Source organism: Magnetospirillum sp. XM-1 (genome assembly GCF_001511835.1).
GTDB lineage: Bacteria > Pseudomonadota > Alphaproteobacteria > Rhodospirillales > Magnetospirillaceae > Phaeospirillum.
This window is the reverse complement of the sequence record NZ_LN997849.1, coordinates 51,637-70,596: the sequence shown is the minus strand read 5'-3', so window position 1 is coordinate 70,596 and position 18,960 is coordinate 51,637. Positions and strand designations below refer to the sequence as shown.

23 protein-coding genes are annotated in these 18,960 nt (G+C 67.1%); 8 read left to right on the top strand and 15 right to left on the bottom strand.

The features are described from left to right. Nucleotides 1–57: 57 nt before the first annotated feature. The 7 genes from XM1_RS22450 to XM1_RS22420 all read right to left on the bottom strand — a co-directional run bounded on the left by XM1_RS22450 (nucleotide 58) and on the right by XM1_RS22420 (nucleotide 6,112). On the bottom strand, nucleotides 58–987 hold the full coding sequence (locus tag XM1_RS22450; protein WP_156428896.1) for a hypothetical protein: 930 nt from the start codon (nucleotides 985–987) through the stop codon (nucleotides 58–60). Between the two features lie 204 nt (nucleotides 988–1,191). After that, the gene (locus tag XM1_RS22445) at nucleotides 1,192–2,211 is read right to left on the bottom strand and encodes an SAM-dependent methyltransferase (RefSeq protein WP_068438444.1); all 1,020 of its coding nucleotides are present in this window, start codon (nucleotides 2,209–2,211) and stop codon (nucleotides 1,192–1,194) included. A gap of 94 nt (nucleotides 2,212–2,305) precedes the next feature. Beyond that, complete coding sequence (locus XM1_RS22440; RefSeq protein ID WP_068438441.1) at nucleotides 2,306–3,889, bottom strand: N-6 DNA methylase; 1,584 nt, start codon at nucleotides 3,887–3,889, stop codon at nucleotides 2,306–2,308. Nucleotides 3,890–4,023: 134 nt separating this feature from the next. Next, on the bottom strand, nucleotides 4,024–4,380 hold the full coding sequence (locus tag XM1_RS22435; protein WP_068438438.1) for a hypothetical protein: 357 nt from the start codon (nucleotides 4,378–4,380) through the stop codon (nucleotides 4,024–4,026). Next, on the bottom strand, nucleotides 4,370–4,672 hold the full coding sequence (locus XM1_RS22430) for a hypothetical protein (protein ID WP_068438435.1): 303 nt from the start codon (nucleotides 4,670–4,672) through the stop codon (nucleotides 4,370–4,372). The genes XM1_RS22435 and XM1_RS22430 overlap by 11 nt, the downstream gene beginning before the upstream one ends. Beyond that, nucleotides 4,669–5,157 (bottom strand): hypothetical protein, encoded by a 489-nt coding sequence (locus XM1_RS22425; protein ID WP_068438432.1) that lies wholly within the window; start codon nucleotides 5,155–5,157, stop codon nucleotides 4,669–4,671. Before XM1_RS22425 ends, XM1_RS22430 begins: the two co-directional genes overlap by 4 nt. Before the next feature lie 103 nt (nucleotides 5,158–5,260). Continuing rightward, the gene (locus XM1_RS22420; protein WP_068438429.1) at nucleotides 5,261–6,112 is read right to left on the bottom strand and encodes a DnaB-like helicase C-terminal domain-containing protein; all 852 of its coding nucleotides are present in this window, start codon (nucleotides 6,110–6,112) and stop codon (nucleotides 5,261–5,263) included. A 287-nt stretch (nucleotides 6,113–6,399) separates the two neighbouring features. On the opposite strand from XM1_RS22420, the gene XM1_RS22415 reads away from it, so the two are divergent. After that, complete coding sequence (locus XM1_RS22415; RefSeq protein WP_068438426.1) at nucleotides 6,400–6,792, top strand: hypothetical protein; 393 nt, start codon at nucleotides 6,400–6,402, stop codon at nucleotides 6,790–6,792. 404 nt (nucleotides 6,793–7,196) lie between these two features. On the opposite strand, the gene XM1_RS22410 is transcribed toward XM1_RS22415, so the two are convergent. The 3 genes from XM1_RS22410 to XM1_RS22400 form a co-directional block, all read right to left on the bottom strand. After that, entirely contained in the window at nucleotides 7,197–7,883 is a 687-nt protein-coding gene (locus XM1_RS22410) for a hypothetical protein (protein WP_068438423.1), read from the bottom strand. A gap of 111 nt (nucleotides 7,884–7,994) precedes the next feature. After that, nucleotides 7,995–8,219 carry a hypothetical protein gene (locus tag XM1_RS22405; protein WP_068438420.1) on the bottom strand — a complete coding sequence of 75 codons (225 nt, stop codon included), beginning with the start codon at nucleotides 8,217–8,219 and terminating at the stop codon, nucleotides 7,995–7,997. Nucleotides 8,220–8,301: 82 nt separating this feature from the next. Beyond that, nucleotides 8,302–8,631 (bottom strand): hypothetical protein, encoded by a 330-nt coding sequence (locus XM1_RS22400; RefSeq protein WP_068438416.1) that lies wholly within the window; start codon nucleotides 8,629–8,631, stop codon nucleotides 8,302–8,304. Here XM1_RS22400 and XM1_RS22395 point away from each other — a divergent pair. The 4 genes from XM1_RS22395 (at nucleotide 8,621) to XM1_RS22380 (ending at nucleotide 12,278) form a co-directional block, all read left to right on the top strand. Then, nucleotides 8,621–9,454, top strand: coding sequence for a hypothetical protein (locus XM1_RS22395; RefSeq protein ID WP_156428895.1), 834 nt, complete (start codon nucleotides 8,621–8,623; stop codon nucleotides 9,452–9,454). The two genes, XM1_RS22400 and XM1_RS22395, sit on opposite strands and share 11 nt — an antisense overlap. Before the next feature lie 93 nt (nucleotides 9,455–9,547). Next, entirely contained in the window at nucleotides 9,548–10,246 is a 699-nt protein-coding gene (locus XM1_RS24620) for a hypothetical protein (protein ID WP_068438411.1), read from the top strand. Next, complete coding sequence (locus XM1_RS22385; protein WP_172821979.1) at nucleotides 10,233–11,714, top strand: ankyrin repeat domain-containing protein; 1,482 nt, start codon at nucleotides 10,233–10,235, stop codon at nucleotides 11,712–11,714. Before XM1_RS24620 ends, XM1_RS22385 begins: the two co-directional genes overlap by 14 nt. A 36-nt stretch (nucleotides 11,715–11,750) precedes the next feature. Further along, complete coding sequence (locus XM1_RS22380; RefSeq protein ID WP_068438402.1) at nucleotides 11,751–12,278, top strand: hypothetical protein; 528 nt, start codon at nucleotides 11,751–11,753, stop codon at nucleotides 12,276–12,278. A gap of 28 nt (nucleotides 12,279–12,306) precedes the next feature. Here XM1_RS22380 and XM1_RS22375 read toward each other — a convergent pair whose 3' ends face one another. Beyond that, entirely contained in the window at nucleotides 12,307–13,491 is a 1,185-nt protein-coding gene (locus XM1_RS22375) for a hypothetical protein (protein ID WP_068438399.1), read from the bottom strand. A gap of 173 nt (nucleotides 13,492–13,664) precedes the next feature. Between XM1_RS22375 and XM1_RS22370 the strand changes: the two genes are divergently transcribed. Both XM1_RS22370 and XM1_RS22365 read left to right on the top strand, forming a co-directional pair. Next, nucleotides 13,665–14,132 (top strand): hypothetical protein, encoded by a 468-nt coding sequence (locus XM1_RS22370; RefSeq protein WP_068438395.1) that lies wholly within the window; start codon nucleotides 13,665–13,667, stop codon nucleotides 14,130–14,132. Nucleotides 14,133–14,146: 14 nt separating this feature from the next. After that, nucleotides 14,147–14,482, top strand: coding sequence for a hypothetical protein (locus XM1_RS22365; RefSeq protein ID WP_068438392.1), 336 nt, complete (start codon nucleotides 14,147–14,149; stop codon nucleotides 14,480–14,482). A 32-nt stretch (nucleotides 14,483–14,514) separates the two neighbouring features. Here the strand turns inward: XM1_RS22365 and XM1_RS22360 are convergent, their stop codons facing one another. Next, nucleotides 14,515–15,969, bottom strand: a complete 1,455-nt coding sequence (locus XM1_RS22360; protein ID WP_068438388.1) for a hypothetical protein — start codon at nucleotides 15,967–15,969, stop codon at nucleotides 14,515–14,517. A 162-nt stretch (nucleotides 15,970–16,131) separates the two neighbouring features. On the opposite strand from XM1_RS22360, the gene XM1_RS22355 reads away from it, so the two are divergent. Beyond that, nucleotides 16,132–16,800, top strand: coding sequence for a hypothetical protein (locus tag XM1_RS22355; protein WP_068438386.1), 669 nt, complete (start codon nucleotides 16,132–16,134; stop codon nucleotides 16,798–16,800). Here XM1_RS22355 and XM1_RS22350 read toward each other — a convergent pair. From XM1_RS22350 to XM1_RS22340, 3 genes are read right to left on the bottom strand one after another with little or no spacing between them, the layout of a single operon-like run. Next, nucleotides 16,746–17,552, bottom strand: coding sequence for a hypothetical protein (locus XM1_RS22350; RefSeq protein WP_068438382.1), 807 nt, complete (start codon nucleotides 17,550–17,552; stop codon nucleotides 16,746–16,748). The two genes, XM1_RS22355 and XM1_RS22350, sit on opposite strands and share 55 nt — an antisense overlap. A gap of 59 nt (nucleotides 17,553–17,611) precedes the next feature. Continuing rightward, nucleotides 17,612–18,256 carry a hypothetical protein gene (locus tag XM1_RS22345; RefSeq protein WP_068438378.1) on the bottom strand — a complete coding sequence of 215 codons (645 nt, stop codon included), beginning with the start codon at nucleotides 18,254–18,256 and terminating at the stop codon, nucleotides 17,612–17,614. Nucleotides 18,257–18,296: 40 nt separating this feature from the next. Further along, complete coding sequence (locus XM1_RS22340; RefSeq protein ID WP_068438376.1) at nucleotides 18,297–18,956, bottom strand: hypothetical protein; 660 nt, start codon at nucleotides 18,954–18,956, stop codon at nucleotides 18,297–18,299. Nucleotides 18,957–18,960 lie beyond the last annotated feature (4 nt).

Sequence of the window (18,960 nt, the reverse complement as noted above, 5' to 3'; positions counted from 1 at the left end):
GCTCCTGCCTCCCCATGGGGATCCGTCATTCGACGACGCACAGATTCCTCAGGCGGCCTACTCACCTCCCTTCTGGAATCCTCCCGCCGCGCGGCGGACCGCATCCGCTTCGGCCTGAGTGCGGGCACCGAGCTGGAGCTCGATCTCCTTCCTTTCGGCGCGAGCCAGCAGGGTGCGGAGACGGCTGACCTCTGCGCTGGCAGCAGCCTGGGCACGCGCCATGATGGGGCCCGTCTTGATCTCGGCCAGGATACGAGGCGGAACCCGCGCTTCCCCAGCCGCCCACCGCTGAACGCGGCGCGGATCGATATCGAGTTCCTGAGCGAGGGAATCCTTCCACCCGCCTTCCCAGACGGTCGAGGCGATCCCCGCCAGCTCATCCTGCCGCGGCTTGATCAGGCGGAACCGGGCATCCTCGGCGGCCTCACGGCCGATCCCCCTGCTGATCTCCTTGATGGCGCGGTCCGAGTAGCAGGAGAGGTTGGGGCTCGGTGCGTCGGAATCGGCCCAGACCGGCGTTCCCGTGCGCTTGGTGAGCCGAACCCGGGCGTTTCCTTCGGAGAAGGACCGGGCCATGGCCTCCAGCAGGTCGCGGTACTCGTCCTCGGTCAGGTCGCCGTCGTCGAAATTCGGGGCGAGGGACCAGCCGGGGCGGACGGCCTCGATCCACGCCTCCACATCCTCTTCCCAGGCGTACAGGGCAGCCTCGTAGGCGGCCGCATCGGCCTTGGTGACCGCCAAGCCAGCGAGGATCTCGACCCTGTGGGAATCCGGTTCCGCAAGGAGCGCCGCACTGGCGGGTGCGACCGACACGCTGTCGCGCTTCGTGAAGCCATCCTCTGTATGCCTCTCGGCATCGGCGCGGGCCTCCTCCTCGGTGGCGCCAATGCCCCACAGGTAGTCATTGACGAAGCAAGCGAAGCCCGCGGCCACCGGAGCGGTCGGGCGAAGAGGAAGGGCAGGGATGGTGGATTCGGTCTTGGTCATCGCGGCCTCCATGCCGTCTGCGGGTGTGCGGCCCCTGCCGCGTTCCCCATACGTTCTACATGGAGCAATTCCCGATTCCGGCAACCCCCTAAAACGCTGATTTCCACGAGGATCCGCGCCTGGCGCCCGTCAAATGATATTGCCATGCGCCAGCGCCAGGGGATCACAGACCTTCCGCCCGCCCATAGTCTTTGACGGCTCCGATTAGGCCGCCATCCGCAGTTCCTCCGAGCCCGCCGCATCCGTGGCGGAAACCTCGGAGATCGCCACGTCGAGGATGTCGCGGGCCAGGGCGTAATCGAGGCGGCGACGCAGCAGGCCATCCTTGCGGATTCCCTTGAAGGCCGTGAGTAGGACATCGCCGGTTCCGGCCCGCAGGGTGCCCAGGATCCGGTTCGCGGCCGCCATGATAAGATCGACCTGCTCCGCGGAGAAGGTCGCATCCAGCGCGATGCGCGTGTTCGAGCGCGAGGCGGAGCTCACACCGTCGATCTCCCCGCCGCGGACGAAGCGGATACTGGCCCCGAGGGTGCCGTCGATGCCGCGGAGGCCGATGGCCCCGTCGGGGGCGTTGAACGCCATGCTGTGGCGCCGTTGCGGCCGCGGCCGCATGGCCTCGAGATCGGCGAGGGTCCCCAGCAGTTCCTCGCCGAGGAACACGTCGCCGCGTCCCCGGCCCGGTCCCCACATCGCCAGGCACACCGGATGCTCCGTGTCGTCGAACAGCCCGGCGCCGAGGCACACGACCGCCTCCAGACGCTCGCGGAACAGTCCGCTGGTGAGGAAGGACGCGGGGATGATGGCGGCCACATGGCCCGCGTTGTCGAGGCAACGCGCGATGGCCTCCTTGTACAGGTCGTCGTGCCGCGCGCCCTCGGGAAAGGACAGGCCGCGACGTGCCGCCGAGTTGCGCGCGAGGTAGGGCGGATTGGTCACCACCACGTCGAAGTTCTCCGGGAAATCAGCGATCGTGTCCCGCTGGACGATGCCGTCGGCCTGCGGCTCGATGTCGAAGGCGGTGTGCATCCCGAGCAGGCCCTCGTCGGCGAGATGCCGAAGAAGATGCCCGGCGCCTGCAAACGGCTCCAGAAGGACGGCGACGTCGGGAAGCCCGGCTCCCTTCGCCCAGGCCTTGAAACGGGCATGCCCGAATGGGTTCGCCCTGGTGAAGAATTGTCCCTTCTCGACCTTGCCGTGGCAAGGCGCTGCGCATTCCTTCGACATTGGAATTCCCCCGTATCCGGGGAGCCCATCGGCTCCGAGGACACGGAGTTGTGTTCACGTCAAAGAACCCGATCCGGAGGGAGGAAGATTCTTTTCAGGCAGCCAGCGGCAAGGCCAGCTGCATGGCCCCGCCCATCGGAAGGACAACCCCGAAGCCGCTCAGGAAAGCCTTCGTGTAGGCCCGGAACCCGCCGCGGAACGTCTTGCTCGTGCGCTCGATCCAGAAGGCCAGATCCTCGCCGTTGAGGACGGACTGGAGGGCGGCGGGGTCCGCCGAATGCGGGACGACCGAGTAGCCCGAGAAGAAGGCCGCCTCGGGATCGGGCTGAAGCCGGAAGCTCGGCGCCTTCGCCATGGGCGGAGTGAGGAGCTGGACGCCGAAGGCGGTGTCGAGCCCCTGCGAACGCCCGTAGGCGTACCACGCCACCGGATTGGCCTTGCCGCGATCGCGGGCGTCCAGCCGGCGGCGGTTGACTACGAGGTAGGCATAGCCCTTCGGGAATTCCCGGGCGAGGCGCTCCTCGTCCAGGATGACCGAACGCCCGGTCTCCCGCGAATACGGGAAGAGGATGGCCAGCCGCTGGTCCTCGCCCTTCCACGTCGACGCCTTCACGACGCGCCGCAGCAGGCCGGTCTCGATCTCGACCTCCTGCCCGTCCCGGCACCGCAGGCGCGTGAGGCCCGTGTCCGGGTCATCGTGCAGGCGAGTCATGACATAGACCTCATCGGCCAGGGTGAGCAGCCCGACGCTGATCCGCGCCATCTTCCCCAGCGGCACGCCACGGCCAGCGAGCACCGCCAGGCGCCGCCGACCCTCGGCATCGTCCAGCACGGGCACATCGGCCAGAAGCGCCGAGCAAGGCACCTCACCCCGGTCCTCGGCATCGGCGCCGTTCCAGTCCATCAGCCGGAAGGCTTTCCCGGCCCGGCCCTTCTCGACGACGGCGACCGCGACATAGGCGGTGGCGCCTTCGAAGACCTGATGCTCGCCGAAGCGCACGACGACCTGCAGCCGGCCATCGGCCATGTCCTCGCGCAGGGCTTTCCCGGTCCGCGAGGCGAGCCAGGACGAAGGAGCGAGCAAGACGGCGCGGCCGCCGGTGCGCAGCATGCGGTGCGCCAGCTCGAAGAAGGCCACGTAGAGGTCGGTGGCGCCCTTGGCGCACACGGGCAGGGACTGGACCCGCCGGCGCTGCTCGGGAGAAAGGTTCTGGATGCGCACATAGGGCGGATTGCCCACCACGAAATCCCGCGTGCCCCGGACCTCCTCCTGAAAGGCCTCGGCCAGCGCATCCCCGACGCGCAGATCCCAATCCACCCCGGGGACGCCCCGGGACGCCGCTGCAGCATCCAGCCGGGCGCGGCAAGCCGCTATGGCCTGCTCGGAGACATCCATGCCGAGGATGGCCTTCCTCAGGCCCTGGGCGACGGCCAGGGCATCAAGCCCCCGAGCACGGCCGGCGTCGCACAGGCGCTCCACGACGGGCTCCAGCAGGGCGCCGTCACCGCAAGCGATGTCGGCGAAGCTCTGCCCCCACGGATCCTCCGGCACCCCGCCCCACTCCAGCATCCGCTCGGCCAGCCAGCGCGGCGTGTAGACAGCACCCAGCGCCTTGGCATCCGTTGACGGACGACAATCCGCACCGCCCCGCTGGGCGGCGACACGCTTCTTCGACATTGAAAATCCCCCGCATCCGGGGAGCCCACCGGCTCCGAGGGCGAGGACGTGCTGTCGTCGGTCGGAAAACCAAAATCGGGGGAGCGAGATTCTTTCCGGGCCGGCTCATGGCACCGGATCAGGGCCGCCAACCGTTATTGATGGCGGCCTCTTGCCGGCGGAATGCTCGCCACCGTGATGCGAGCTTCGAGGAGCTCATGGGCGGACGGGCGCAGATCGTCCATCCGGTACTTGGCACCTTCGCGGAGCATTTCGTTCTCTTCGTCGAGGAGGGCGAGGATCGCCCAGAGTGGCAGTTCGTCCTCGTTGAGGTCGAAGAAGGCGCCTTTGTCGTCCATCGACAGGAGCTCGCCGGCGCGGAAGCGTTTCAGAAGGAACACCACCGAGGAGACATGTCGGCGTCGCTCTTCCTCGGCGGCCTGCACTTCGGCCCTGAGGTGATCCGCGAATTCCCTTGTGGCCTGCCTGCTGTGATGGGCCTCACCGTCCATGACCGCCTCCCTGGGCAATCACCTCCGCCATCCTCTCCCGGATCCGCGTTCCGCGCGGGAGCGTCGCCAGGGCGAGCCGGTCGGCCAACGTCTCAGCCAGCTCGAGGAGCTGGGCGAAGCCGGCGGGGATCGCCGCGGTGCCGGAGGTCCATTCGCGAACGCGGCGCCGGTTCAGCGGGCGGCCGCCGTCTTCCAGGCCGTCGGCCAGCCAGGCGCGCCATGCGGGGCGGCCGCGGTAGCTGACGCCCGGATACAAGGCTTGCCCGATCCTCTCGATATCAACGGGGGTCATGCTACACGCTCCCGGAAGGACGCAAGGGCCATCTCCCATTCCAAGCGCTCATGGGCGCTCGCGCCGTTCAAGCGACGCGCGACCTCGGCCTGCGTGTCCGGCAGTCCTTCCTCATGGAATCGGGCAAGGACACCCAGCGGAAGATGTACCGCATCCGAACGGGAAAGCACCGCCTGCCACACCAAGTCGTATGGCCCATGCAGCAATTCCTTGGGCATCCTCTGGACCTTTGGCGGACAATCGGCCATGCGGCAGATCAGATCCAGAGGAGCAGCCGGATTCTGAGCGACGAACGTGCGCACCAGCCGATCGCTGTCCTCTGCGAGTCGTTCGAGGCGTTCGACTGGAGTGTCCGGCGACTCCGCCTGCGATCGCCGCTTTTCGAGGGTGAGGCGGTCGTGGAGGATGGACACTGGCACCCAAAGAGGGGCCAAGGCAACAAGAGATGCCCACCGGAGGATGGAAGAGGCGAGATTGCGGGACATGCCATGAACCTTCCTGGATCCCCCGGCCGTTCCGGAGGGTGGAGTGCGCCCCAGGCCTGTGTCCCGGGTGGGCCGACTGGACGGCCGGCGCGCTGGGCTTGGCCTACTCCTGGAAGTGCCTGGTGAAGGAAGCCTGACCGCAAACACTGATGGATCCCGCGTCGGCATCGCGCATGTGCGGACCGGCTGCATCGACATAAACCGCCTGCTTCGCCAACCTCGCAACGGATCCGAAAACGTCGATGCTCTTCTCGAGGATGACACCCAGCGAATATCCGTCGTCCTCGCTTGTCATCCGGAGCAGCTCTGTTGCGGAAATCTGCAGACAAGAAGTTGCTTCCTCATTGGAGCTGACCGCAGCAATGACGCTGAGACTACCTGTGCTCGCGAAACGCCGAAGGCCTCTGCCCAGGTCGAGCCAAAACAGCTCATCTTTCCTGTCCATTTCAAACCCGCCGATGTCCAAGACGACGACCTGGACGCCATGCGCGTTCATTGCGTGGTTGATACCCAGGAGGATCTCATCGACGGTTGGGCAAATCGTTGGCAAATAAACAGTGTTGTCAGGAATCGCAGACAGATACGCCTCCGCCTTTGCCGCAAGTGAAGAGATGTCTCTGCCAGAAGAGTTGCGCAGCCACTCCATTCGCAGGTTCATTCGACGGCAGGCCATTCTCAACTCGATCTCCTCGGGCGAGTGCACGAAGGTGACGAAGAGGACCTTGGCCCCCTGAATGTTGAGATTGTCCGCCAACGTGCCGCACAGGATCGTTCGGGTTTCCGCGCTGGCGGCGTCGATAACGGTGAAGGTTCGAGGGCGAATTCCGTCGATCAGGGCATCCAGAGCATAAATGCCAGTTGAGAACGTCGCCCCGGCGGCCAGGCGTGCTTCGATGGCCGCGCGGGCAACTTCGTGCTTCGTCCGCAACGACGGTAATTCGGCGTGGTTGTCCATGGTTTTTCTCCGGATCCCCCGGCCCGTCCGAGGGGCGGTGCGCGCCGAGGTCGCTAGGCCTCGGATTCAGCTCTCACGCAATGGGGCGGCTCATGCCCTCAAGATCTAGATAGGTGCTTTCCGCCTATCTTGACAGCCCTTCGAGCCAGAAATCGGAAGAGGATCCGATCTTTTTCCGAGGCTGGCCGACGGCGGCACGTTCAGCGAGCGAAGAATCTTCGGCCGGGGCTTGTCCACAATCCTGGGCGGCCCCATAGGCTCGCCATCCCCCAAGATGGAGAGCCGATATGACCTGCACCGAAGAGACCCGCGCCATCCTCCTCGCCTTCGCCGGAATCCTCGGAAGCACCGAGAGCTCTCGCGACCGCTTCCGGATGATTGCCCTCGGATCAGACATCGCCAGCAAGGCCGGGATGGACAGTAAGGACTTCGAGGCTGCGGCGGACATGGCGAAGCGGGCCGAATACGCCCTGAACGATCACCACCCGCGCACGACCGCCGAATACATCATCGAGAGCCTTGAGGACGGCAGCATGCGGCCCGAGGACATGAAGGAATTCATCGCCGGAGAGGCCCAGGATATCGGCAAGCACTACGCCGATGGGATCATGAAGGAGCTCGCAGCCATTGGCCAAGAAGCCGAGAGGGCGCTCGCCATCCTGGAGAGCATGGGCCACTGATCACCGGAACGGGGCGGCAGGCCATTCAATGGTTTGCCGCCCATCCGCGCCCATGCAGGCGGACATCGCTGGGTCGGAACCGCCAAAGCGCATTGATGCCCCTTCCTGCCAAAGCTGCGGCTGGAAGCGCACTCAACGAGCGCGATGGCGCCACGGCTGGTCCCCCGAGCAATAGCGCCGACTCCCAACCTTGCACGCCTTTGCCCCGGGGGTTTGCCGCTCGACAAGCCACCCTTCCTCCGCAGGCCTCCGCGAGGCAGCCGACTGCACGCGAACATGATGATGGAAGCCATGTTCAACCATCGACGATCCCCCTGAAATCCCCCGGCCATCCCGGAGGGCGGTGCGTGCCTTGGTTCGACCACGCCGGCGTCCCCGTGGGGCCGGCAGGTACGCAGCAACGGTCAAGCGCCTCCCAGATCCAGGCTGCTGCGCGCCGCTTGGTTCGCGCGCAGCGCCGCCTCGATCCCTTCGCGCTCGCGCCCGCTGGTCCCGGCGATGCGGGCTTCCAGCCGGGCTTCCTCGGCATTGAGCGCGTTGAGCCGCGTGGCGGCCACCTCGGCCCTCGCCTTGGCGCGGGAATCCGCCCAGTCACCGATCCGCGTGTCGAGGACAGGGCCGGCCTCTCCATCTAGGATCCGCGCCGGAGCTGCCAGGAGGATCGTCTTCGGTCCGTTCGCCACGGGAATGAAGGCCCAGTCGGAAGAGGCCAGGGCGCGGGCGGTTCCGAAGCGCAGCTCCACCACCTCGCCGGCCTGTATGCGCCGCATCAGCTCGCCGCCGGCCGCCCGGTCCGCCCAGAGGGCGCCATCGAGGATGATGGTGGCCTGCTCCGCCAGGCGCTTGACCTTGTCCGTGGCGAGGCCGAGGGCATCGGCCGCCTTTGCCACGTCGACCTCGATGCGTGCGCCAAGCGCCAGGTCGAGTAGTTGCAGGACGCGATCGCTGACTTTCCGGTGCGCGGCGTTGCTCTCCGGGCGCACCCAGGCATGGACGGTCGCAGGAGGTGCCTGGACCATCGCGGCGACGTCCCTTTCGGAAAGGCCGTCCCGTTCCATGATGGCGATGAGGCGTTCGCGGTTCGTGGGCATCGTGCGTCATCCTTCTGCGAGGCGCCCCGAAGGGATTTCAAGCCCCGGACTATTCCGGGCGGTGGCAATGGGGCCACGACGCCCCGGGCCCTTGCGGCCCCCGCCAGGGTTTCAGGCGCTCTCGAAATCGTCGAGCGTGGTGTCGTCGGTCGTGAGGAGACCGGTCCAATTCGACAGCGGGCACCCCGTATCGTCCGTCGCGTCCTTCCCGATGGCTTCCATCCTGTATTCGGCGCCATCACGATTCAGCTCTTCAAGAGCGGCCTCCGCCACGGCCTCACTGGTGGTCCATCCGTAGTGCGTTTCCCGGTTCCATGCGGTGTAGCGGTAGAACATGGCTTGGCCCTCCTGTTGGCTCCCGAACTTTCGGGGCGGTGGCGGGCGCGGTCTCGAACCGCCGCGGCCCCGCCAAACGTCATCAAAGTGTGTCGTCGAGCTCGATGAAGGGGGCTGCCTGCAATGTCTCCGCCACGAGAATGCAGGCGTCGATTTCGTTCCGCTTGAATCCTCTGCTCGTCCTGCACAGGCGAACGTATTGGGAGACCGGGTTTTGCCCGGAAATTCGGACAAGTCCAACATCGGCGATCGCAGCCATTCCCTCGCGCTTGGGCTCCTTCCCGCTCGCGACAAGGGCCATCTGGGCGCGGAACGCCGTGGCCGCCTTTTTGGCGTTCATGCGACCCTTCTCCAGCAGCTCGATCGCCGCCAGCACGTTTTCCATCGTCGCCTTGTCTTTCATGTCGGACATTTCCGCCTCCTCTTCTCCGCTGGCGTTCGCGTTTCGTTCGCCTAAGGTTGATATGGATACATCGTATCCATTCGTCAAGGGCCATGAGGCGGAATTCGGCGGTTTTCCGCGCTTTTTTCTCGACCTCCCGTCCAGGCTGTCAGTTGTAATTGCCGGCCGAAACGCCCTGGCTTTGCCGTACCGAAAGCTCATCGACTCGCAGCCGGATACGCACCATGTCATTCCATGGACGCACGATGCGGAGAAGGAAATGGAAGCCATCGCAAGGGCCTGCTCGGATCCAGCAACGCCGGCCGAGGAGCTGGAGCGCCTGCTCGACGCCTGGCCGCAGCCCGAAGACGCGCCAGCCGATCTGCTGCGCAGGGCGGCCGAGACGCCCGACCCCTTCGCGCTGCTCTCCCTGGTGTCCCACCCCAACCTCCCGCTGGTCCGCCTCGCGGAAGCCGCCGATCTGGCCGTGCGCTGGCATGACGACGAAGGCCGCTACGGACCACACCTGACGACGAAGGATCTCCCCCTCGATCGGCTGGCCATCCTGGCGATCGACGGCTCTACCGCGGTCCAGCACGCCATCGCGCTCCGCATCCTCTCCGGCCCTGGAGGCGTGGCCCCTCTGCTGATGGCCATCCTGGCCGAGGCCGAGCGACGCGACGCACCCGTCATCCTCGCCAGCGCCGAGAACGAGCCATTCGGCATCGCCGACGCGCTGTTCATCGGCGTGGAAATCATGGCCGCCGGGGAAGGACCGAACGCGCCAAGCTCCTCCGAGCGTCTGGATCTCCTGTCGCGGCTGGAAGCCGTCGGCATCCGCGGGCCGGCCTGATCCTCGCGATTTGCGCCGCCGGATGGATCGGGGTAGGCTGCCGATCCGAAAGCCGCAAGGAGCATCGACGCGGCACGCAATGGAGGAAGCCGCTTGCCGAACCACGTCACCACCCGCGTCGTCCTCCACGGAGAGCCCGAACAGATCGCCGCCTTCCTCCACGCGCACATCCGGGAGGACCAGGAAGGAAAGCGGTTCCTCGACTTCGAAACGGTGATCCCGATGCCTGACGTCGTCAGGATGACCGATGCGACCGCCGAAACCCAACTGGGTTTCGTCACGGTCATGAGGGATGCCGAAGCCGCCGCTCGGTATCTCGAATATCCTTGGATCATGAATGCAGGGATCACCACACCCGAGCAGCTCTTCGAGTGGGTCGAGCGGACCCGTCCGGAGAGCATCGCGAAAGGCATCGTCTCGAAGCAGGCTCTCGCTGAGACAGGACATGCCAATTGGATGGAATGGACCAATGAGTCCTGGGGAACCAAGTGGAGTTCCTACGACTACAGCGAAACCGATCCTGCTGAGGCTGGCCCGCGATTCGAGTTCCGGTTCAACACGGCTTGGTACTTCCCCATACCTATCTTCGAAAAGCTGGCGGACCGCTGGCCGAAGATCGCGTTCGAGATCGACTGCTACGACGAGGGCGATACGTTCGAAGGGACCGGCTGGTTCAACGGAAGCGCCGACGATCCGCCCTTCGCGCTCTACGACGCAGGCACGAACGAGGGCGTCCAGCGTCGCGTTTACGGCGACGAAGTCCTGGAGAACGAGCGGAATGAGCATGGATAGGAAGCATGCCGCCGCGCTGCATGCCGCGATCAGGAAGAAGGATCCCGATGTCGTCGTGCAGCTCCTGGGGAATGGCGTGCCCCCGGACGCCTGGGGCATCCAGTACGGCGACGACCTCCCCATCCACGCCGCCGCCTCCATCGGCGGCGATGCCGGCATCCGCATCCTCGAAGCGCTGATCGACGCCGGAGCCGACATCGACGCGCTCAACGAGGAAGCCCTCACTCCCCTCCACATCGCCGTCCAGAGGAACCGGAAGGACGACTGGGCCTCGGCCCGGCTCCTGGTCCGCCGGGGCGCCCAGGCCGGTCTCGTGGAGAAGGGATGCGCCTGCCATCCCCTCAATGCGCCGGAGCACGCCCTCACCGAGGGGCATGGAACGGCGGTGCTGGCCATGCTCCAGGAAGGACTGGACCCCCGCATCCATGGCGCTTCCGGCTCCCTTCTCTGGTACGCCGCCTACGACGATCCGAAGATCCTGGCGATCCTGCTCGCCCAGGGAGTCCATCCCGCGGAAGGAATGGAGATCCAGCGGCTGCCAACGCGCCGCCGCCAGGCGCAAGGCATGGGCCTCGTGGAGCCCCGGGCCGAATCCCCGCTGGCGCGGGCGGCCGAGCAGCTCGAAGCCGTCGGAACGGATCTGATCGCCATCCATCCGGCCTATCATTGCTTCCGCCTCCTCGTGGAGGCCGGCGCCGATCCCGACGCGGCCGATGGCCCGGACGGCAAGACGGCATGGGAGAGGATGGGCGATGCGGCTCCGAAGGTCCGGGATCTGCTGCGGACAGGGAAAGGCCCCATCGCGTCCTATCGGCACGGCCCGCTCGAAGAGAGGGCATCGCTCCTCCGATCCGACGCCGACGCTTCCCGGAAGAGCATCGCCGCCCACCTGGCGGAATGGGAAGCCGCCCTGGAAGGCGAAGCGCCGCTTCCCTGGCCGATGGCCGCCATCCTGCGTTCGCCATCCCTTCCGGACGATCTTCTCCCAACCGCCGCAGAGCTCGCCGTCCGCGGCCTCGCGCAGCGCCATCCCCAGTACGACGGCGCCATGGGAACCGACGCGATCCTTCTGATGATTCCGCCGGAACGCTGGCCCGTCATCGCCTGCGCCGGAAGCGCCGCCTTCCGCGACGCGATCTCCGCGCGCCTCGATGCCGACCTCAAGGAAGCGCTTTTCCTGTGGACGAACGCCGCCTCGACGAAGGGGCTGGAGGAGGAGCAGGCCAAACGGCAGAAAAGCCATCTGCATCGGCTCATGGAGACGTCCCGCGCCATCCTGCGGGCAGCCGGCAGCCGCAAGGCCGAGACCGGAGAGCCGCCGATCCGGGATGGACTGGCCGCAGCCCTCTCCGCCATCGCCAGGGAATGGCTCGCCCGGGCCGACCTCACCGCTGGGGAAGAGCTGGAGGTACTGTCCGACTTCGACCTTGCCGGGATTCCCGCGCCGAAATCAGGACGGAGCGCCTGATCCGCACCATGTCGCATGGAGCGCAAAGGAGCCTCCATGCCATCCCTGCCATCCATCCGCTTCCTCGCCGCGGCCCGCCGCCTGGCCACCCTGGTGCCCATGGGCGATGACGACGCGGTGGCCTTCGGCCTTCCGGACATTCCCGGCGCCGCAGCCGTGCTGCGCTACCACACCCATCGCTTCGACGGCGCATGGAGCTCCTTCGCAGCCGACCTGATGTCCGAGGAAGCCCCCGGAGACTCCAGCCCGCCCTTCATGGTGATCGCGCCGGACAGGATCGCCGGCAAAATGGTCGCCGCTACGGTCGAGGAATTCGGCGAGGGCACCAGCAGGATCCACGCCCGCTGGCGCGAAGCGATCGGAAGGGATCTGAATGCAGGCGCCGTGCGTCCGCTGGGAGATCACATTCCCGTCGAGAATCTGGCCCGAGTGCCTTCCGATATCCTGATCGAGCTTCCCGACCCTTTGATCCTGCGCATCCTCTGGGAGCCGAAGGAAGCCAGCGCCCACGAGAGGCTGGAGTTCGAGATGGCCCTGCGTGCCGTTCTGGACGGCATCCGGTAGCCCGCCTGCACGGCATCAATGCCGGCGATCAGGCGAGGGAGCCTTCCTGGGGGAACAGGCACCGCCGCAGCGCCGGAGACAGCAGGGCATCGGCCCCGGTGGTGGCCAGCCCATGCAGCAGGCCCTCCAGCCGCCATTCCTCATCGGACATGCCGGCCGATGCGGCCTCCGACCGGTCCAGCTCGCGGGCGACCGCCCCGAACACCAGCTCCATGATGCAGTGCGCCCGGTCCTCGTCCATCGACGCCCAGAGGCGCTCGATCTCCGCCCCGTCCAGGCGGACAGGCTTCAGCGTCTCCACGAAGGCCGGGCCCTCGTCGGGGAAGGTGCGCGCATCCTCGAAGCGCAGGCGGAAGCCGGTATGCCATTCGAAGGCGTCCTCCGCCAGGCGGAGGAGGGAGTCGATGCCGCAATCCGGGCCGTATCCCGGCAGGATCACGGGCTCGCGGATGGCCCGCAGCGATTCCCCGAAGCGTCCAAGCAGATGGACCGCTCCCTTCGCCCAAGCCAGCTCCTCGATGCGCCGCTCCGCGACGTTCCAGACCAGGACGCGATGCGAGCTGCCGGACTGGTGCGCCCGGAGAAGGACCAGTCCATGACGCGTCGGAAATCCGCAAGGCTCGGATCCGTCCGCACGCGGTCCGATGGGACGGAAGCCGCACCGGTCCTCCATGCGATCATAGGCCTCGAACCGATCGGAACGCAGCTCGACGCCGGCATCCTCCAGGGCCTCGGCCACGGCCCGGAACTCGACGAGCCGCATCTCCGGCAGCAGCCCATGTCCGGCCACGGGAAGCGCTGGCGCGCCGCCGAGCGCATGGAGGATGCCCGACCGGAGATCGAAGGCGTGGGAGAACCACGGGGACAGAGCGGCCAGAACAGCATCCGCCGCCGCGCCGTCGTCGATGGTCCAGGTCTTGGCGCAGCCGTTGTATCGGCCGCCGAGGGACTTCACCGCCTCCCGGATCGCGGCGAGACGATCGGGGTCCGCTCCGCCTCCCCAGCGCAGCACCAGGGTGCGGGGCTTTCCCTTCGCTCCGCCCTCCGCGAGCAGCAGCAGGGAACCCGGATCCACGGACCCGCCGGACGCTTCCGAAAGCAGCTCGGCCCCCACGGCGAGGACCGAACCCGGCCTGCGGGAGAAGGCCACCGCATCGAACCGCCACCGCCAATCATCGAGTCCGTCGCATTCGCCCAACCGGATGATCGCCATGGCCGCCTCCTGTCCCGTCATGATCGATCTGGAGCAGAAGGGGCCTGAAGTCGAGGGGGCGGGATTCCTTCGGAAATGCTTCAGGAAAAAGCGAAGAATGCGCCTGCGAGGGGTTGATGCTAGGGCGAATCGCCCTACCTTCTTAATAGGCAATCACGCCGCAGGAGGACGACATGGCGACCACACGGCTCCGCACCCTCGAACCGCATGTGCTCGCGCCGATCGCGAGCCGCGAGATCAGCTTGAGCGCGCTCGACCGTCGGCGCGCCACCGCATTCCGCGTCCCCCTTCCAGCCGCGACCGGTCGTGCCCTGCGGCGCGGCGACATCGACGAGGCGCTGGACCTGGCGAAGGATCTCGTCTCCGAGCCTTGGCTGGAAAGAGGGTACTGGCGCTGCGAGGAGAAGCAGGAGGAGCTTGGATGGGTGGTGGAGACCATTTCCGCCAGCTCCGCCACGGCCCGGGAAGTCGTCGGGATGAAGCGCGCCCTCCATGCGGCCAAGATGCTCATCGGCGAAGCCGGCATCCCCGCCTTCCTCTTCGTCGCCGAGAGGATGAGGGATCGCAGCGACCTCACATCCATCCCATCCGTCCGCCTCAGCACCGCGTTGAGGAAGCTCGGATGGAACATCGCAGCCTGAGGGGGAGGACCACCATGGAACACGACGAATTCAACACCGCAGCCCGCATCCTCTACCCTGGCGCAGCCACCGCGCGGGGACAGGAGATGACCACCGCCAGCCTGGCCGACGGCCTCGGGGTCGAAGGCCGCAAGATGCGCAAATGGAAGGGCGGGCAGAACTCCGCGCCCGCCATCGTCTCCGACGTCATCCTCGCGGCCGCGACGGTCGCCGACGATCTCGCGCTGGCCGACCAGCCCCGTGGAACCCGGATCGTCTGGCGCATGGCGGATGTCATCCGCGACAAGGGAGCGCGCATCCGCGACCTGGAAGCCCGCATCGCCGAACTCGAAGCCCGGTCCCCGGGCTGAAGCCGCCTTCCGGGGGCCGCCCTTGCCAGTCGCTACGACCGCTGGGAGGAGCGAGCGCCGGCCTTTGCTGCGGCCTGCAGCTCGGCCTTCGTCTCCTCGACCAGCAGATCGAAATCGAGCCTCTCCTGGGCGTTGTACCGCGAGATCCGCGCATCCAGCCATTCGCGGATGGTCTCCGCCCGCTCCTCCTGCCTCTCGCCGCAAGGCGGTTCCCTGAGCGATTCCGCGGCGAACAGCCTGGCGATGGCCTTGAACGGGGCATGGCGGTTCGTGGCGATGAAATACCGAACGTAATCCTCCACGTCCGTCGCCAAAGCGAGGAACACCTGTTCCGGCAAATCTTCCTGTTGAGCAAGGGCAGCTCTCACGCCGAGGGCTTCATCGCCGGCCAGAGCGATGATCATGCGCTCCGGCAATAGGCGTCCTCTCCGTGAGATCGCTGCCCTGGCGCATTCGTCGATGCTGGCGGCCAATATCTCCAGGATCCTCTCGGACAGCGGCTGCTTGCTGGCCGCGAGCGACTCATGGAGACGCGGATGCTCCGCAATCGCTTCGATGAGAGGCTCCGGCAGCATCTGCTCTCGATCGATTGCCCAATGCGCGCCATAGGTCGAATAGAAGAACGGAGGCGAGTGGTCGTCGATTTCCATATATCTCTGATTGAAGATCAGAGACGAGAGGACGTCGATTTCCAGGTCCTCCTTTCGCTGGGCGACGACCCAGCGCACCTCATCTTCCGTGTCCGCCGCCAACAATCGGATGATGTGCTTGGGCAGCATGACATGGGCGGCGACCATCTTCCGAACATCCACCCGCTCGTGGGCTGAAAGGATGGCAAGCGCCGACTCCGGCAGGCTTTCGTATTCCAGCAGGCGCTTGCAAACATCCGCATCGGCATTCGCGGCGAGCGAGGCAAGGACGGGTTCAGCCAATGGAAACCCCTCGGAGCCCCTGCCTGCAACGGTACAGCGGACATGGCTGCTCCTATCGGAGGACAGGGCAAGAAGGATTCGGTCCGGCACCTCCAGCTTCCTGCCGGCGATGCCGGTTCGCACCTCGATGTCCGCATCGCTCGCCAGGGCGCTCATGATCGATTCCGGCATCGGCATCGGGCGCCATGCGACCGAACGGCGAACCGCACCTGCGTCATCGGCAGCAAGCGAAGACAGGACATCATCAGGCAGATCCTGCCTGCGAATGGCGACGGCACTGCGAACCGATTGCTTCGCATCGGCAGCCATCGCGCGGATGGCGCGCTCAGTCAAAGGCTGCTCGCGCGCGGCGATGGCCAGGCGAACGGTCACGTCCGTGTCGAGGGCCAAGGCGTCGATGATCCGGTCCGGAAGCGGTCGGCTGCGCCGAGCGACGAGGATGCGCTTGCGCGCACTGCCTGACGCGACGGCCGCGAGATCATCGCCATCCAGCGCTTCGATGTCCGCAAGAGCGGAGACCCGTTTCCCTGTTCCGGATTTTCCCGCTGGATTCACGCCGCATCCTCCCGCCGATTTCCTCGCGCATATTGCCGCCGAGCGGCATGGCTGTCCATGCCGCACGGCACCGCAGGATCCGGCGCCGTTTCCGTTTCCGCCCCAGATAGGCTCCGATCGCGATGCGTGCAGGCGAGCATCGCACGGAGACAGGAGGAGGCCATGAAGCATCGGGCATTCGCCCTCGACGAAGCCGCCGAAGCAGGCTGGAACCATTCCCTCGCCCCTGCGGAGGCCTGGGAACCGCCTGAAGAGGCCGACGCGGCCTTCCCCTCGGTTCCATCCCTCAGGGCCCTGCTCGCCGCCGTACGGGCGGGAGCGCCGCTCCGCCGCTCGCCGTGGCATGGCGAGGACCACTGGATGCGGGTGGCGGCCGCCGGACTGGCCATCCGGGATCTGCTGCGTCCGGAAGCGGACGGGGTGGTGCTGGTGCTGTTCGGGCTCCTGCACGACGCGTCGCGCCTAGCGGAGAGCGGCGACATCGGGCACGGGCCCCGGGCCGCGCTGGCGGCAGGGCGGCTCAACGCCGCCGGGCTGATCGTCCTGGATGGAGATCGCCTCGATGCTCTCCGCCGCGCCTGCCGCGGGCATACCATGGGAAGGACGTCGGAAGACCCGATCATCGGGACCTGCTGGGACGCCGATCGCTGCGATCTGCGCCGGGGAGGCCTGCGCCGGGACCCCTCCCTCCTCTCCATTTCCGAGGAAAAGCTCGGCGCCGTCGATGCGATGACCGACGGCGCTCCGAAATCATGGACCGGGCTGCTCCGCTGGGCTCAGCGCCCCATGCCCTTGTCCGGCGTGGTTCTCGGACGGACAGGCTGGCCGTAAAACATCGCCGCTTCCCGGCGGATGGAGAGCACGCCGTTGACCAGCGTGACGCCGGACTCCCGCAGGCCGGGAACCTGGATGCCTTCCATCGGCTTCCTGCCGCTCACGGCGAAATGCTCGGCCTCGTAGGCCTTCCGTCCTTCCGGATCGAGGGCCGCCACCCTCCGCTTGACGAGCGCCGCGACATCCAGATCCGCCATCATGCGCGGGCGCGCCGCGATCCTGGCCAGTCCCTTCGGACCCATCGCCGGGTTCGACAGCGCCAGGCGGCGGAGCGACGAATGATCCAAGGCGATGGAGCTGAGGAGGTCGGGCGGCACCCGGGGGTCCGTGCAGAGGCGGAAGCGGACGTTCCTGCCGGCGTCGCCGGGAAGGGACGCCAGCCTCTCGTATTCCTTGGGCGAAAGCCCGGGCGTCTCCAGCTTCAGCTCGGCCTCATGGGCGACATGGCAGTCGAGCATGCGGGCGATATCCAGCCGCCGCTTCAGGAGAGGAACGTCGCCGGACACCTTCACGGATCCGTCCTTGAAGTCCAGCCAGGATGGGCGGAAGTCGTCCAGGCCGCCCGAGCGGTAGCCCTCGTCCCGGCAGAAGTCGTGGAAGCGCCGCAGGGCCCGGATGACATCCTGCTCGGGGAAATCCCCCAGGCTCTTCAGCGGCTTTCCGTCCGCGATCTCGGCGCGCTCGCGCGGCGTTCCGACGCAATCGATGATCTGGCGGACCGCTTCGTGGTAATCGGTTGGCGCAGCCATGGAAACCTCCTCCTGTCGGGCGACGAGGAGAAGGTGTGGCCGGATGCCGTTTCCGGGACTCAGGCGGCGGGAAGCCTCTCCATCGCCTCCATCTCCTTGCGCCAGCGGATCGGCTGCGCCCCCTGCCGCTCGGCATCGAGCTCCATGAGCCATTCCGGACGCGTGTAGCGCAGGATCCAGCGGGCCTCGGAATCGTCCGCGACGAGGCCGGCGACGAGGCCGCGCTCGGAACTGCGCCCGCCCGCCTCCTTCTCGCGATGCAGGACGGCATCCCAGCGCTCCAGCCACAGCTCGGCCCGCCTCACCGGATGCGGCTCCCGCATCGCCTTCCAGGTCAGGACATTCTCAGGGAGCGACATGACGCCGAGCCCCCTGTCGTCGTCGAACGGGTAGAGCACGAGCAGCCCCCGGCATTCGGCCTCCCAGGAGAACGCGACCATGGCAGCGACCTCCGCCTCCGTCGGCCCCTCGAACCGGAGGACGGCGGGAAGCATTACCGCCTCGACCCGCTCGCGGAGCGCGATCGCCCGCGCAGCCGCCCTACCCGCCTCGGCCGCCGCCGCCGCGTCGCCCGAAGCCGCCGCCTTCGCCGCGGCCTCCAGCCGGAACGCGTACATCCCCGGCTCGGCTCCAAGCACCGGCTCGATGCCATCCGGCAGGAATCCCCCGCCCCCGATCGACATGTCCTCGACGATGACCTTCATCCCATCCCCCTCCGCTGCCGCGCCCCCCGGCGCATGGAAATCACATGGGAGCTTCCGGCTCTCCGCCAAGCCCTTCCTCGGAATCGGCTTCCTCTCCGTCCAGGACGAGCCGCGCCCTCGCCGCGAAGGCGATGGGAAGCGCCTTCCCCAGGAAGGCTTCGAGGGGCATGGGGCGGGCGGGAAGAACCGCGAGCAGCTCGTCCTTGGCCTGATCCATGACGCCGGTCCATACCATCGCATCCGTGCCGAGGAGCCGGAACATCGCGCAGGCCGCATCGTAGCCGCAGGCGAAGGCATGCTCGGGTGCCTGCTCCGTCTCGGCGCGATGCCCCGCGAGGATGGCGAGGCCCGTCAGCAGCACCGTCCAGACGGGGCCGCAGGGCATGTCCGCCTCGATGCCCAGATCCTCGACGATGGCGCAGGCCGTCCGCCGCAGCAGGACATCGAGGAACTCCTCCTCGGATCCCGGCGAGAGGAGCAGCCTGCCCAGCTCGTCGTCCTCGATGATGAGCGGATGCGCGTCGTCGCGCAGGCCGCCGAGAAGCGCATTGGAGGCGGACACCTGCGCCGCGCGATCGTCGGCGTCGATGGCCTCCGGCGCCCAGGAGCGCAGGAGGGGCGCGGGATGGAACCCGCCAAGCAAGGCGGAAAGGAACTGGCTCCCCGCCCGAAGCACCCTGATCTCCGTTTCACCCGCCATCACC

Coding starts and splice junctions, on each gene's coding strand:
- XM1_RS22435 (WP_068438438.1), bottom strand. CDS start 4,380: ATGGACGGTGAGGCCCATCACAGCAGGCAGGCCACAAGGGAATTCGCG.
- XM1_RS22350 (WP_068438382.1), bottom strand. CDS start 17,552: ATGGCTGCGCCAACCGATTACCACGAAGCGGTCCGCCAGATCATCGAT.
- XM1_RS22395 (WP_156428895.1), top strand. CDS start 8,621: ATGTCGGACATTTCCGCCTCCTCTTCTCCGCTGGCGTTCGCGTTTCGT.
- XM1_RS22355 (WP_068438386.1), top strand. CDS start 16,132: ATGAAGCATCGGGCATTCGCCCTCGACGAAGCCGCCGAAGCAGGCTGG.
- XM1_RS22450 (WP_156428896.1), bottom strand. CDS start 987: ATGACCAAGACCGAATCCACCATCCCTGCCCTTCCTCTTCGCCCGACC.
- XM1_RS22375 (WP_068438399.1), bottom strand. CDS start 13,491: ATGGCGATCATCCGGTTGGGCGAATGCGACGGACTCGATGATTGGCGG.
- XM1_RS22420 (WP_068438429.1), bottom strand. CDS start 6,112: ATGGACAACCACGCCGAATTACCGTCGTTGCGGACGAAGCACGAAGTT.
- XM1_RS22340 (WP_068438376.1), bottom strand. CDS start 18,956: ATGGCGGGTGAAACGGAGATCAGGGTGCTTCGGGCGGGGAGCCAGTTC.
- XM1_RS22405 (WP_068438420.1), bottom strand. CDS start 8,219: ATGTTCTACCGCTACACCGCATGGAACCGGGAAACGCACTACGGATGG.
- XM1_RS22345 (WP_068438378.1), bottom strand. CDS start 18,256: ATGAAGGTCATCGTCGAGGACATGTCGATCGGGGGCGGGGGATTCCTG.
- XM1_RS22365 (WP_068438392.1), top strand. CDS start 14,147: ATGGAACACGACGAATTCAACACCGCAGCCCGCATCCTCTACCCTGGC.
- XM1_RS22380 (WP_068438402.1), top strand. CDS start 11,751: ATGCCATCCCTGCCATCCATCCGCTTCCTCGCCGCGGCCCGCCGCCTG.
- XM1_RS22440 (WP_068438441.1), bottom strand. CDS start 3,889: ATGTCGAAGAAGCGTGTCGCCGCCCAGCGGGGCGGTGCGGATTGTCGT.
- XM1_RS22445 (WP_068438444.1), bottom strand. CDS start 2,211: ATGTCGAAGGAATGCGCAGCGCCTTGCCACGGCAAGGTCGAGAAGGGA.
- XM1_RS22410 (WP_068438423.1), bottom strand. CDS start 7,883: ATGCCCACGAACCGCGAACGCCTCATCGCCATCATGGAACGGGACGGC.
- XM1_RS22370 (WP_068438395.1), top strand. CDS start 13,665: ATGGCGACCACACGGCTCCGCACCCTCGAACCGCATGTGCTCGCGCCG.
- XM1_RS22430 (WP_068438435.1), bottom strand. CDS start 4,672: ATGACCCCCGTTGATATCGAGAGGATCGGGCAAGCCTTGTATCCGGGC.
- XM1_RS22415 (WP_068438426.1), top strand. CDS start 6,400: ATGACCTGCACCGAAGAGACCCGCGCCATCCTCCTCGCCTTCGCCGGA.
- XM1_RS22400 (WP_068438416.1), bottom strand. CDS start 8,631: ATGTCCGACATGAAAGACAAGGCGACGATGGAAAACGTGCTGGCGGCG.
- XM1_RS22425 (WP_068438432.1), bottom strand. CDS start 5,157: ATGTCCCGCAATCTCGCCTCTTCCATCCTCCGGTGGGCATCTCTTGTT.
- XM1_RS22385 (WP_172821979.1), top strand. CDS start 10,233: ATGAGCATGGATAGGAAGCATGCCGCCGCGCTGCATGCCGCGATCAGG.